This is a genomic window from Stenotrophomonas sp. RIT-551, from assembly GCF_026241915.1.
Lineage (GTDB): Bacteria > Pseudomonadota > Gammaproteobacteria > Xanthomonadales > Xanthomonadaceae > Stenotrophomonas > Stenotrophomonas bentonitica_A.
In genome coordinates this window covers 32,019-44,628 of sequence record NZ_JAPJIU010000010.1, presented here as the reverse complement: position 1 = coordinate 44,628, position 12,610 = coordinate 32,019, and the positions used below count along the sequence as shown (strand labels likewise).

Here is a 12,610-nt window from a genome sequence, read left to right as displayed (position 1 = left end):
TTTCCCGTGTCCGATCCCCGCCCCGCCTCCCGTCCGCTGCCGCCCGTGGCCATCGTCATCGGGGTGCTGTTCTTCTTCGGGCTGCTGGGGCTGATGATCTACGGGGTGATGAAATCCGGCGCACCGGATCGCGACGTGCTGCCCTCGGCGCTGATCGGCAAGCCCGCCCCGGCCTTCGAACTGCCGGTGCTGCACGATCCACACATCAAGGTCAGCAGCACCGAGCTGCGCGGCGCCCCGTATGTGCTCAATGTCTGGGGCAGCTGGTGCGCGGCCTGCCGTGACGAACATCCGATCCTGACCCGATTTGCCGAAACCAAGCGCGTGCGCGTGATCGGCTACAACTGGAAAGACGAGCCGGCCGATGCGCTGCGCTGGCTGGAACAGCTGGGCAATCCGTTCGTGCTGGTGCTGAGCGACATCGAAGGCCGCACTGCGATCGACTGGGGCGTCACCGCCGCGCCCGAGACCTTCCTGGTCGACGCCAGCGGCGTGGTGCGCTGGAAGTACAGCGGCGCGCTCAGCCAGCGCGTGATCGATACCCAGCTGATCCCGGAACTGGAAAAGGTGGAGCGTGCCCATGCCGATGCCCAGCCGCAGCTGCCCGCTTCGCCGTAACCGCCTTGTCCGGCTGGCCAGCGTCGTGCTGATCGCGCTGACGCTGGCCGTGGCGTTGCCGGTGATGGCGCAGGCCGTCTCCGACCCGACCCCGTTGCAGTACCGCGATGCCGCCGAGGAAGCCCGTTTCCACGCGCTGGCTGCCGAGCTGCGCTGCGTGCAGTGCCAGAACCAGTCGCTGGCCGATTCCAATGCGCAGATCGCGCACGACCTGCGCCGGGAAGTGCTGGTGCTGATGCAGCAGGGCAACAGCGATGCACAGATCAAGCAGTTCCTGGTCGACCGCTATGGCGAGTTCGTGCTGTACCGGCCGCCGATGGAGGCCCGCAATGCGCTGCTCTGGTTCGGCCCGCCGGCGGCATTGCTGATCGGTGCCGGCGTATTGATCTGGGTGGTGCGCCGTCGCAGCCGTGGAATCGAACCGATGGACAAGAGCGAGGAGCGCTGGTGAGTCTCTGGATGGCCCTGAGCGCTGCGGTCGTTGCCGCTGCCGTCGCTGCACTCGTGTTGCGGCCGCTGCGTGCAGGCGGCCAACGCGGCCCCTTCGTGATCGCGATGCTGGCCCTTGGGCTGGCCGGCGGCGCGCTGTACCTGCTGGTCGGCACGCCGGATGCCGCCGAGCGGACCGCGGCCAACGACGAGCCCGCCACGCTGGAAGATGGCGTCCAGGCGTTGGAACAGGCGCTGGCGAAAGATCCGCAACGCGCCGATGGCTGGGCACTGCTCGGCCGCTCGCAGCTGGCGCTGGGCAAGCTGGACGAGGCCACGGCGGCGTTCGACCGGGCCGTGCGGCTCGCGCCGGACGACCCTGGCGTGCTGGTCGAAGCGGCCCAGGCACGGGCCCAGGCAGCGCCGGGCAAACAATTCGATGACCAGGCCCTGCAGTGGCTGCGCCACGCCAACGCGCTCGCGCCGGAGAGCGAACGCGCTGGCTGGCTGATCGGCATCGCGCTGCGTCAGCGCGGGCAGGACGCCGAGGCTGCGGCCGCCTGGGAAGCCCTGCTGCCACGGCTGGAGCCGGGCGCGGCGCGCGCGCTGCGCGAGCAGATCGCCATCGCGCGCGGCAATGCCGGCCTCTCGCCCCTGCCGGAGACGCCGGCCCCTGCGGCGGCCGGGAACCACGCGCTCGCGGTACAGGTGCGGTTCGCGTCGGAAACCGCTCCGGATCCGGCGCTGGCCAACGCCACGGTGTTCGTGATCGCGCGCGCGCCGGACGGCCCGCCGATGCCGATCGCCGTGCAGAAACACCCGGCCAGCCGGTTGCCGCTGCTGGTCACGCTCGGCGATGGCGACAGCCCGATGCCGACCAGCACGCTGTCGCAGGTGCAGGAGGTGGAGGTCTTGGCGCGGCTGTCGCGTTCGGGCCAGGCCAACCGCCAGCCGGACGATGTGGAAACCGCCCCGGTACGGGTGCGCCTGCCGCATGCCGGGCCGGTGCCACTGGTGTTTGATCGCCCTTGATCGCTGCGCGGCCGCGACGCAGCGTGCCGCCCACCACCACGGCGCCATCGCGGCACCCGGCTAAACTGCGCGCATGACTGAATTCATTCCCCCCGGCACCCGCTACCACGCCCTGCCCTCGCCGTTCGCGTTCAAGCGCGGCGGTGAGCTGCGCGATGCCCACGTGGCTTACGAAACCTGGGGCACGCTCGACGCGGACGCCGGCAATGCGGTGTTGATCGTCACCGGGCTCTCCCCCGATGCGCATGCCGCAGCCAACGCCGACAACCCGGCCGCCGGCTGGTGGGAGGCGATGGTCGGCCCGGGCAAGCCGATCGATACGGATCGCTGGTTCGTGATCTGCGTGAACTCGCTGGGCAGCTGCAAGGGATCGACCGGCCCGGCCAGCATCGACCCGGCCACCGGTGAGCTGTATGGCCTGCGTTTTCCCGAGCTGTCGATCGAAGATGGGGCGCGTGCGGCGGTGGAGGTGGTGCGCGCATTGGGCGTGACCGAACTGGCCTGCGTGATCGGCAACTCGATGGGCGGGATGACCGCGCTGGCGCTGCTGTTGCTGCATCCGGGCATCGCACGCAGCCATATCAACATTTCCGGCAGTGCCCAGGCACTGCCGTTCTCGATCGCGATCCGCTCGCTGCAGCGCGAAGCGATCCGGCTCGATCCGCAGTGGAATGGCGGTCGTTATACGGATCAGGCCTATCCGGAATCAGGCATGCGCATGGCGCGCAAGCTCGGCGTGATCACGTACCGGTCCGCCCTGGAATGGGACGGCCGCTTCGGCCGCGTGCGCCTGAATTCGGATCAGGCCGATGACGATCCGTTTGGCCTGGAGTTCCAGGTCGAAAGCTATCTGGAGGGACACGCACGCCGTTTCGTGCGCTTCTTCGATCCCAACTGCTATCTGTACCTGAGCCGCTCGATGGACTGGTTCGACCTGGCCGAATACGCCGACGGCGACGTGATGGCCGGGCTGGCGAAGATCCAGGTGGACAAGGCGCTGGCGATCGGCGCCAACACCGACATCCTGTTTCCGGTACAGCAGCAACAGCAGATCGCCGATGGCCTGCGCGCCGGCGGTGCCGACGCACAGTTCATCGGGCTGGATTCGCCGCAGGGCCACGATGCGTTCCTGGTGGACTTCGCACGGTTCGGGCCGGCGGTCAGCGGGTTCCTGTCCTCACTCTGAGTTGGACCATGCGCCTTCAAGGAAAGATCAGCGAGTGGAACGACGCGCGCGGCTTCGGCTTCGTGCAGCCCAATGGCGGCGGCGAGCGGTGCTTCGTGCATATCCGCGCGTTCGCCGCACGTGATCGACGCCCGGTGTTGGGCGATGTGATCACCTATGACGTGCAGACCGATGCACAGGGGCGCCGTAATGCCGCCGCGATACGGTTTGCGCTGGGCCGCGATGGTCGCCGCCCTGCTGCACGCGCAGCGGCGCGGGGTGCGGGGCCGGATCGATTGCCACGTACGGCCATTGCGCTGGTGTTCCTCGCAGGCCTCGTTGCTGTGGCGCTGTGGAAGCACTGGCCGATGTGGGTGCCGGGCATCTACCTTGTCCTGAGCGTGGTCACGTTTGCGTGGTACTGGCATGACAAATCCGCCGCCCAGAATGATCGCCAGCGCACACCGGAAAGCACGCTGCAGGGGCTGGCCCTCCTGGGCGGCTGGCCGGGGGCATTGATGGCGCAGGCCGTGCTGCGCCACAAGAACCGCAAAGCGTCCTTCCAGCGGGTGTTCTGGGTAGCGATGGTGATCAACGTCGCAGGCTTGGGATGGCTGATCCGCGACGGCAGGTTCCTCGGGTAGATCCACCTCAAGCGTGGATGACGTTCCACGCTGTGTGCAGATCGCCTTCGCCGCTACCCTTCCAACCGCCCATCCCGCAAACGATAACTGCGATGCACGATGCCGTCCGGCAGTTCGTCGTGGGTGATCATCAACAGACTGCGGTTGCCCAGCGCCGCGACCATGTCGTGCAACAACGCATGCGCGGTATCCACGTCCAGGCCTTCGGTGGGTTCGTCCAGCAGCAGGATCGGCGCGTCGCGCAGCAGCGCACGTGCCAGCGCCAGGCGCCGCGCCTGCCCGGCCGACATGGTCGCACCGTTCTCGCCCACCCATGCCGAGAGCCCGCCGATCTGTTCGGCCCACGTCTGCAGTCGTACCTCTGCCAACACCTGCCACAGGCGCGCGTCGCTGGCCGCTGCACCGCCCAGCCGCAGGTTGTCCGCCACCGTGCCGGCGAACACCGGCGCATTCTGCGGCAGCCAGGCGATCTGGCGGTGCCACTCGGCCTGCGCGAATCCGCGGATATCGGCATCGCCGTAACGCACGCTGCCCCCCTCGGGATCCCATAGCCGCAGCAACAACGAGGACAGCGTGGTCTTGCCACTACCGCTGTCACCGCGGATCGCGATCCGTTCGCCGGGCGCGAGCTGCAGCTGCACCTGGTCCAGCAGCACCCTCGCCTGGCCGGGCCAGCGGAACACCACCTGATCAAACCGCAGCGTGGCCGGCACCGCGGGCACGGCCACCGGCGCCTGCGCCTCGACCACGCCCGGCGCCTGATCCACGATGGCCTCCAGCCGCACCGCGGCGACGCGGCCGGACAACCACGATTGCCAGGCCAGACCGATGCCGGCCCACAGCTCCAGCAGTGCGACGGTGAGGAACACCAGTGCGGCCGCCAACGCGGCATCCACACTGCCGCGCTCGAAGGCCTGCAGGGCCAGCCACAGCATCGCCACCAGCCCCCCCGCGCCGCACAGGCCATGCAGCGCGTTGCCGCTGATCAGGCGCCAGCGACGGCGCTTGTCACGTGACTTCAGCTGCTTGGACGCGACCAGCACGCGCTGATTCCAATGCTCGCGCGCCTGCAGCGCGGCGAGGTCGGCCGCGCCTTCCAGGCCTTCGAACGACTGCGTGCGCAGCTGCGCGCGGTGCAGCGCGCGGTCACGCTCCTGGTCCGCGGCGCCCCGCACGGTCAACCACGGCACGCCGACGCCGATCAGCAAGGCGAGCAGCGCCAGCAGGCCGGCCGCCGGCGGATAGATGATGCCGGCCGAGACCACCGCGACCAGCGAGATGCCACCGAGCGCCAGCAGCGGGCCGATCGCGCGCACCAGCAGGCCGTCGACCTCGCCGATATCGGACATCAGCCGCGCCAGCAGTTCACCGGTGCGCACCCCTGCCAGGCGGGCCGGCGCCAGCGGCAGCGCGCGACGGAAGAACCACACGCGCAGGTCGCGGGCGATGCGCAAGGTGACATCGTGGCCCACCAGCTTTTCGAAGTAGCGCGACACGATCCGCGCCATGGTCAGCCCGCGGATGCCCGCCGAGGGCGAGAAGAAGTTGAAGCCATTGCCGAGCCCGGCGGCCCCGGCCAAGGCGGCGGCGGTCAGGAACCCGCCGGACAGCCCGAGCAACGCGGTACCGGCCAGCATCGTGGTCCACAGCAGCAGCACGGTCAGCAGCAGCCGGCCGCGGTGCCGGGAGAACACCCCCTTCAGCGAATCGATCCGGACAGCCTTCATGGCGACACCTCCGAGGCCAGGCGTGCACCGCCGGCGGTCAATGTCAGGCGGGTGTCGGCCCACCGCATGGCGGTTTCGCTGTGGGTGGCGATCACCACGCTGCGCCCACGCGCGAAGGCAGCCAGGGTGCGCAGCAGATCGGCTTCGGTCTCCGGATCGAGGAAGGCGGTCGGCTCGTCAAGCAGCAGCAGGTGTGGGTCGCGCAGCAACAGCCGCGCCAGGCCGATCCGGCGCGCCTCGCCGCCGGACAAGCCGAAGCCGCGTTCGCCGATCACCGTGTCCAGCCCCAGCGGCAACGCGGCGGCGAAGCGCATCACCTGTGCCGCCTCGGCCACGGCGCGCAGGTGCGCATCGGTCGCGCCCGGTGCGGCCAGGCGCAGATTGTCGGCGATCGTGCCGTGGAACAGATAGGGGCGCTGCCCGGCATAGCCCACTTCCAGCCCGGGGCGCAGCACGATGCTGCCCTCGCGCGGTGGCAGCCACCCGGCCAGCGCTTCCAGCAGCGTGCTCTTGCCGCTGCCACTGGGCCCGACCAGCGCCACGCGTTGCCCCGGTTCGATCTGGAACGAAAGGTGCTGCACCACATCGTGGTGCGCACCGAGCGGGCGCAGGCTCACGTCGCGTACGACCACCGGGGGCGCGTGCTGTTCCAACAGCTCCGGCGCGCGCGCGGTGGCGGGCGGTGCGTCATCGACAACGGCTGCGGCAGGCAGCTCGCCAAGCAGGCGCTCCACTTCCGCCGCGGCGGCGAGCGCATTGGCGCGGTCGTGATAGTGCGCGGCCAATCGCCGCAGCGGTGCGTAGAACTCCGGTGCCAGCAGCAGGCAGAACATGCCCACGCCCAGGGTCGGCACCTGCGCATGCAGCGACATCAGGCCCAGGTAGCTCAGGCCAAGGTAAAGCGCGACCATCGCGACGCTCACCGAGGCGAAGAACTCCAGCACCGTCGAAGAGAGGAAAGCGATCCGCAGCACTTTCAGGGTGCGCTCGCGCACCCCTTCGGCCGCGCTGGCCACGCCGTCCAGCTCGGCCTCGCCACGCCCGTACAGGCGCAGCAGGCCGAGGCCCTTGATGCGATCGGCGAAGTGGCCGCTCATCCGCGCCAGTTCGCCCAACTGCGCGCGCCCGGCCGCTTCAGCGCCCCAGCCGACCAGCATCATGAAGAACGGCACCAGCGGCGCGGTGAACAGCAGGATCAGCGCGATCACCCAATCGGTCCAGGCCACCGCGATAGCGATCAGCAGCGGCACCACCACCACTTCGATGCGGACCGGCTGGTACCCCGCGTAATAATTCTCGATCGCATCGGCATGGGCCAGCATCAGCTCGCCGAGCTCACCGGTGCGCTGCTGGCGCAGCCACAGCGGACCGCTGCCGAGCAGCCGCTGGTAGACCCGTTCACGCAGGGCCAGCCGCGCGGCATCGGCGACGTCCCCGGCGGCGGCCTGGGTCACGCTGCCCAGCAGGGTGCGGATCCCGAGCACCGCCAGCAGCCCCAGCAGGACCGGGGTGGCCTCGGCCAGCGGGCGGTGATCGACCAGCACGGCCTGGATCAGCCACGCAATGGCGGCCGCCTGGCCGATCAGCAGCGCGCCGGACAGGCAGATGCAGATCGCCGCCAGGCGTTGCTTGCCGCGCGCGGCGGCGGGCAGCCCGCCCAGCCAGTGCAGGCGCTGCCGGCGCAGGGCGGTTGTCTCAACAATCGACGCGTCGGGGGATATGCTCAAAACAAGTCACTGGCGGCCACAGGGAGGTTCCGTCGATTGTAGTAGGTGCTGGCCCGGCCCCCGTGCGGCCAGCGGTCGCAGGGGCGGGATGGCATACGATCCCCGTGCGAGTGCGTTTGTACATTGATCTGAATCAAGGCTGTTTGAAGTTGCTGGTCACAGAATTCACCCCGTAGACCCCCCTTCCCGCCACCTGAAACGGCAAAACCCAACGAGGTAGCCAGGCCATGATTGATCAGACAGTCGTAGAACTGTCGCGGCTGCAATTCGCTCTGACCGCGATGTACCACTTCCTTTTCGTTCCCCTCACGCTTGGCCTGTCGTTCATGGTGGCCATCATGGAGAGCGTCTACGTCATGACCCGCAAACAGGTCTGGCGCCAGATGACGCTGTTCTGGGGCACGTTGTTCGGCATCAACTTCGCCATCGGCGTCGCCACCGGCATCGTGATGGAGTTCCAGTTCGGCATGAACTGGTCGTACTACAGCCATTACGTCGGCGACATCTTCGGCGCACCGCTGGCGATCGAAGGCCTGATGGCATTCTTCCTGGAAGCGACCTTCATCGGTCTGTTCTTCTTCGGCTGGAAGCGCCTGAGCCCGGTCAAGCACCTCACCGTGACCTGGCTGATGGCCCTGGGCACCAACCTCTCGGCGGTGTGGATCCTGATCGCCAACGGCTGGATGCAGAACCCGACCGGCGCGATCTTCAACCCGGAAACGATGCGCATGGAGGTGGTGGATTTCGCCGCCGTGCTGTTCAACCCGGTGGCGCAGGCCAAGTTCGTGCATACGGTCAGCGCCGGCTACGTGACCGGCGCGGTGTTCGTGATGTCGATCAGCGCCCTGTTCCTGCTGCGCAACAAGCACAAGGACATGGCCCGTCGCTCCTTCGCGGTGGCGGCGGCCTTCGGCCTGCTCTCCTCGCTTTCGGTGGTGGTGCTGGGTGATGAAAGCGGCTATGCCGCCAGCGAACACCAGAAGATGAAGCTGGCCGCGATCGAAGCGATGTGGGAAACCGAGCGTGCCCCGGCTGACTTCACCGCCTTCGGCATTCCGAACCAGACCACCCAGCAGAACGATTACGCGATCAAGATCCCGTACCTGATGGGCCTGATCGCCACCCGTTCGCTGAACCAGCCGATCCCGGGCATCCTGGAGCTGGTGGAACGTGCCGAGCACCGCGTGCGGGGTGGCCAGCTGGCCTACGGCGCGCTGGAACGCGTGCGCAAGGACAAGAACGACGCCGAAGCGCGTGAGATGTTCGACCGTCATTGGCAGGATCTGGGCCACGGCCTGCTGCTCAAGCGCTACCGCGAGGACATCCTCAACGCCACTCCGGAAGAAATCTCCAAGGCCGCGATGGACACCGTGCCGCGGGTCGCCCCGCTGTTCTGGACCTTCCGCATCATGGCCGGGCTGGGCTTCTATCTGATCGCCTTCTTCGCGCTGGCCTTCTACTACTCGTGCCGCCACAACTTCCAGGACAAGCGCTGGTTCCTCAAGCTCGCGCTGTGGTCGCTGCCGGCACCGTGGATCGCGATCGAATGCGGTTGGTTCGTGGCCGAGTACGGCCGCCAGCCGTGGGCGGTGGACGGCGTGCTGCCGACCTTCTACGCCGCCTCGGGCCTGGCCCTGCATGAAATCCTGACCACGCTGGCGGTGTTCACCGGGCTGTACACGGTGCTGCTGGTCATCGAAGTCAAGCTGATGCTCAAGGCGATCCGCAAGGGCCCGGACGACATCCTGCCGTCGCTGCAGGCTGCAGCCACGTCCCTTTCCCCTAATGCCGCTGCGCCGACCCACGGTCGGGCGTAAGGCAGGAGAACCCAGATGGAATTCATTGGACTCGATTACACCACGCTCCGCGTGATCTGGTGGCTGCTGCTCGGCATCCTGCTGATCGCCTGGGCGGTGATGGACGGTTTCGACCTCGGCGTGGGCACATTGCTGCCGTTCGTGGCCAGGACCGATGACGAACGCCGGCTGGTGATCAACACCGTCGGCCCGGTGTGGGAAGGCAACCAGGTGTGGCTGGTGCTCGGTGGCGGTGCGATCTTCGCCGCCTGGCCGCCGCTGTATGCGGTCAGTTTCTCCGGCTTCTACCTGGCGGTGTTCCTGATGCTGTTCGGGCTGATCCTGCGCCCGGTCGCCTTCAAGTACCGCAGCAAGATGCCCAGCAAGCGCTGGCGTGAGAACTGGGACCGTGCGCTGTTTGTCGGCGGGCTGCTGCCGGCACTGATCGCCGGCGTGGCGGTGGGCAATGTGCTGGTCGGCGTGCCGTTCCACTTCGATGACAGCATGCGCATCTTCTACACCGGCACCCTGATCGGCCTGCTCAACCCGTTCGCCCTGGTGGCCGGCCTGGTCAGCGTGGCCATGGTGGTCTCACACGGTGCGGCGATGCTGGTGCTCAAGACCGACGGCCCGGTGGCCGAGCGCTCGGCCCGCTATGGCAGCGTCGCGGCGGTGCTGACCTTCGTGCTGTTCGCCCTGGCCGGCGTCTGGGTGGCCTTCGGCCTGCCGGGCTACCAGATCACCTCGCAGGTGGTCACCGATGGCCCGACCAACCCGCTGCTCAAGACCGCTGCCGTCGGCGCAGTGGCCGGTGGCTGGCTGCGCAACTACCAGAGCATGCCGCTGACCCTGCTGGCCCCGATCCTCGGGCTGGTGGGTGCGCTGGCCAGCGCGGTGCTGCTGCGGGCCCGCCGTGGCGGCCTGGCCTTCCTGGCCTCGGGGGCCTCGATCACCGGCATCATCCTGACCGTCGGCTTTGCGATCTTCCCGTTCCTGCTGCCCTCCTCCAGCCAGCCGGGCTCCAGCCTGACCGTCTGGGACAGCTCCTCCAGCCACCTGACCCTGGGGATCATGCTCATCGCCACGGCCATCTTCCTGCCGATCATCATCGCCTACACCTCCTGGGTCTACCGCGTGATGAAGGGCAAGACCACGGCCGAAGACATGAGCGACAACCCCAACGCTTACTGATGCGCCCCACGGCGCCATAGGAGACTTACCATGTGGTACTTCGCTTGGATTCTGGGTGCAGGGCTGGCCTCGGTCGTGGCCATTCTCAACGGCATGTGGTTCGAAGCCCGCGAGCAGAGCCGTACGGATCACGAAGAAGGCTAAAAAAAGGTTGCCGATCGGGTCTTCACACCGTATCCTTGTCGGCTCCTTCGGGGTGTAGCTCAGTCTGGTAGAGCGCTACGTTCGGGACGTAGAGGTCGCAGGTTCGAATCCTGTCTCCCCGACCACTTCGGTGGTCGTATTGAAGCCTGGGAACACGTTTCCAGGCTTCTTTATCAAGGGCCGTGGCAACACGGCACCGAAGGTGAAAAACGCGATCCCCCCTTGCCGCCGACCGGCGGGATCGATACAATAGGCGGCTCCTTACGGGGTGTAGCTCAGTCTGGTAGAGCGCTACGTTCGGGACGTAGAGGTCGCAGGTTCGAATCCTGTCTCCCCGACCATCTGATGGTCACAATCAAGCCTGGAAGACATCACTGTCCTCCGGGTTTTTTTGTGTCTGGGGATTGGCACGCCGGGTAGCGGCTGCGGATTTCCCCTTCGCAGCTGCCGGTGTAGCGGTAGCCCTTCCCCAGCATGCACCGTTGTGCCGCGTTGAGCTTGTCGCGTGAAAGATTGGCGGTTTCCTCACCCGTGGCACCTTGCCGGTCTGGGGAGATGTTCCCACTGCGTTGGCCGCCGCAGGCCTGCCAGTCCGTATCACGCACCAGGGAACCTGCGTCCGGCCTGCTCCAGTCGTGGCCCGGCGGCACCAGCTGCCGGGTTGCCGCAGGGTTTCCATTCATCCACATCCCACCTGCACCACAGGCGGTCAGCCCGAACAGCATGCCGAGCACCACCGTCGCACGACCGGTGTGCCGTTTGGCGACATGCTTGCGACAGATGAACCCCCTACGGACGAACAGCAGTGTCATGCGCATCGCATTCACTCCACCGGAAACCCACGACGCACGAACTCGAACCCCTCGCCGGCCATGCATGCGTCATGGAGCTGGCCCAGCCGGGCGGCGATCTCTTTGCGCCGCTTCTTCTGTGCCGAGGTCCGTTCGGCATGCCAGATCTTCGTGATCACGGCGCTCTCCTTGAGAAGCCCAACGTACTCGTCGTTGTTGCGCAGGTGCTGGCTGCATTGCTGTCGGGCCAGGTCCGCGTCGGCCTTGCTCGCCCCCGCCTTGCGCCAGTACTGCCGCGTCGGCATGACACGAACGGAACCCGCCGGAACAGGCCCCATGTCCGTCACCGCCACCTGCCCCGGTACAGCGGAAGTGCTGGCACAGCCTGCAACCGCGAAAAGCACGGTCGCCATCAGCATCGATATGCGTCTGACCCTCCGGCTCGCGCGAGGGTGCTCATGCGCCGTCCGCCGATCCCAGGGATCAGGTGCAGCGGTGAACGCACCTCCACGAGGCCGCCGCACGTTCATCGCGACTGGCAGGCGGGGAATCGACTCGCAATATCCCCTGAGCATGTCCCGGTGTATCGGTATCCCTTTTGCATCATGCAGCGCTGGACGTCGTCATTCTTCCGGGTGAGGCGCTGCACGGTTTCGGGACCGTTGCCGCCCTGCTGGTCGATGCCGACATTGCCGTTCGCCATGCCGCCGCATGCCACCCACGCCGCCCCCAGTTGCGAGGCATCGGCCTCGCCCGCCGCCCAGCTGTCGCGCTGCGAAGGGGGATTGGCCAAGGCGTCGTAGGTTTTCTTGTCACAGTAGGCGCGCGGCGTCTGCGGGCCGCATAAGCGCCCGTTGCCCGCGGTGCAGCCCGTCATGACCGCTACCGCCATCAGCAGACCGAACCCCGTACAGCTTCGCCTTCGAACCTGCTTCATGCGTTTCGTCCAGGATGTCCGCAGACGCCTTACTTCTGGCATGCGGGATATTGACTGCGTATATCGCCTTCGCAGGAGCCCGTGTATTGATACCCGCGGGACATCATGCAACGCTGCATGTCGTCGAACTTGCGGCTCATCGCCTGCTGGATCACCGCAGAGCTCGATCCATCCGACGTGGCGACGTTGTAACCGCCGCTGTCCGCCCCGCCACAACCGAGCCAGTCCGCACTGCGGGCCGCGGGGTCATTGCCTGCTTTCTGCCAATGATCGCGCGGTGGAACGATGTTCCTGCCCACGGACGGATCTCCATTCATCCACATACCGCCGATGCCACAACTGGCGAGCATCAACGTTACACAGGCAAGTAGGAGCCTGTTTCCTGCACGCGGGGAACTCATGCTGACGT

The 12,610-nt window shown here is 67.3% G+C and carries 14 protein-coding genes and 2 tRNA genes; 10 read left to right on the top strand and 6 right to left on the bottom strand.

The window, feature by feature from the left end; all coding sequences use genetic code 11:
• Nucleotides 1-6 precede the first annotated feature (6 nt).
• The 5 genes from ORK51_RS12815 to ORK51_RS12795 all read left to right on the top strand — a co-directional run bounded on the left by ORK51_RS12815 (nt 7) and on the right by ORK51_RS12795 (nt 3,888).
• The gene (locus tag ORK51_RS12815; protein WP_019182862.1) at nt 7-618 is read left to right on the top strand and encodes a DsbE family thiol:disulfide interchange protein; all 612 of its coding nucleotides are present in this window, start codon (nt 7-9) and stop codon (nt 616-618) included.
• Nucleotides 587-1,069 carry a cytochrome c-type biogenesis protein gene (locus tag ORK51_RS12810; RefSeq protein WP_429000676.1) on the top strand — a complete coding sequence of 161 codons (483 nt, stop codon included), beginning with the start codon at nt 587-589 and terminating at the stop codon, nt 1,067-1,069. The genes ORK51_RS12815 and ORK51_RS12810 overlap by 32 nt, the downstream gene beginning before the upstream one ends.
• Before the next feature lie 8 nt (nt 1,070-1,077).
• Nucleotides 1,078-2,079, top strand: coding sequence for a tetratricopeptide repeat protein (locus ORK51_RS12805; RefSeq protein ID WP_429000675.1), 1,002 nt, complete (start codon nt 1,078-1,080; stop codon nt 2,077-2,079).
• A gap of 73 nt (nt 2,080-2,152) precedes the next feature.
• On the top strand, nt 2,153-3,265 hold the full coding sequence (gene metX, locus ORK51_RS12800; RefSeq protein ID WP_266085124.1) for a homoserine O-acetyltransferase MetX: 1,113 nt from the start codon (nt 2,153-2,155) through the stop codon (nt 3,263-3,265).
• Nucleotides 3,266-3,273: 8 nt separating this feature from the next.
• Nucleotides 3,274-3,888 carry a cold shock and DUF1294 domain-containing protein gene (locus ORK51_RS12795; RefSeq protein WP_266085123.1) on the top strand — a complete coding sequence of 205 codons (615 nt, stop codon included), beginning with the start codon at nt 3,274-3,276 and terminating at the stop codon, nt 3,886-3,888.
• Between the two features lie 53 nt (nt 3,889-3,941).
• Here ORK51_RS12795 and cydC read toward each other — a convergent pair whose 3' ends face one another.
• Nucleotides 3,942-5,615, bottom strand: coding sequence for a thiol reductant ABC exporter subunit CydC (cydC, locus tag ORK51_RS12790; RefSeq protein WP_266085122.1), 1,674 nt, complete (start codon nt 5,613-5,615; stop codon nt 3,942-3,944).
• Nucleotides 5,612-7,342: a thiol reductant ABC exporter subunit CydD gene (gene cydD, locus ORK51_RS12785; protein WP_266085121.1), complete on the bottom strand. Its 1,731-nt coding sequence runs from the start codon at nt 7,340-7,342 to the stop codon at nt 5,612-5,614. The genes cydC and cydD overlap by 4 nt, the downstream gene beginning before the upstream one ends.
• A 227-nt stretch (nt 7,343-7,569) precedes the next feature.
• On the opposite strand from cydD, the gene ORK51_RS12780 reads away from it, so the two are divergent.
• From ORK51_RS12780 to ORK51_RS12760, 5 genes are all read left to right on the top strand, one after another.
• The gene (locus ORK51_RS12780; protein ID WP_019182854.1) at nt 7,570-9,159 is read left to right on the top strand and encodes a cytochrome ubiquinol oxidase subunit I; all 1,590 of its coding nucleotides are present in this window, start codon (nt 7,570-7,572) and stop codon (nt 9,157-9,159) included.
• A gap of 15 nt (nt 9,160-9,174) precedes the next feature.
• A complete protein-coding gene (gene cydB / locus ORK51_RS12775; protein ID WP_070425526.1) occupies nt 9,175-10,329 on the top strand; it encodes a cytochrome d ubiquinol oxidase subunit II in 1,155 nt (384 codons plus the stop codon).
• A 30-nt stretch (nt 10,330-10,359) separates the two neighbouring features.
• Nucleotides 10,360-10,473: a cytochrome bd-I oxidase subunit CydX gene (gene cydX / locus ORK51_RS12770; protein WP_019182852.1), complete on the top strand. Its 114-nt coding sequence runs from the start codon at nt 10,360-10,362 to the stop codon at nt 10,471-10,473.
• A 48-nt stretch (nt 10,474-10,521) separates the two neighbouring features.
• A tRNA-Pro gene (locus ORK51_RS12765) sits at nt 10,522-10,598 on the top strand.
• A gap of 139 nt (nt 10,599-10,737) precedes the next feature.
• Nucleotides 10,738-10,814, top strand: a tRNA-Pro gene (locus ORK51_RS12760).
• A 30-nt stretch (nt 10,815-10,844) separates the two neighbouring features.
• On the opposite strand, the gene ORK51_RS12755 is transcribed toward ORK51_RS12760, so the two are convergent.
• The 4 genes from ORK51_RS12755 to ORK51_RS12740 form a co-directional block, all read right to left on the bottom strand.
• Nucleotides 10,845-11,285 (bottom strand): hypothetical protein, encoded by a 441-nt coding sequence (locus tag ORK51_RS12755; RefSeq protein WP_266085120.1) that lies wholly within the window; start codon nt 11,283-11,285, stop codon nt 10,845-10,847.
• 11 nt (nt 11,286-11,296) lie between these two features.
• Nucleotides 11,297-11,683, bottom strand: coding sequence for a hypothetical protein (locus ORK51_RS12750; RefSeq protein ID WP_266085119.1), 387 nt, complete (start codon nt 11,681-11,683; stop codon nt 11,297-11,299).
• Nucleotides 11,684-11,790: 107 nt separating this feature from the next.
• Nucleotides 11,791-12,201, bottom strand: coding sequence for a hypothetical protein (locus ORK51_RS12745; protein WP_266085118.1), 411 nt, complete (start codon nt 12,199-12,201; stop codon nt 11,791-11,793).
• A gap of 29 nt (nt 12,202-12,230) precedes the next feature.
• Nucleotides 12,231-12,602: a hypothetical protein gene (locus ORK51_RS12740; protein WP_147433862.1), complete on the bottom strand. Its 372-nt coding sequence runs from the start codon at nt 12,600-12,602 to the stop codon at nt 12,231-12,233.
• Nucleotides 12,603-12,610 lie beyond the last annotated feature (8 nt).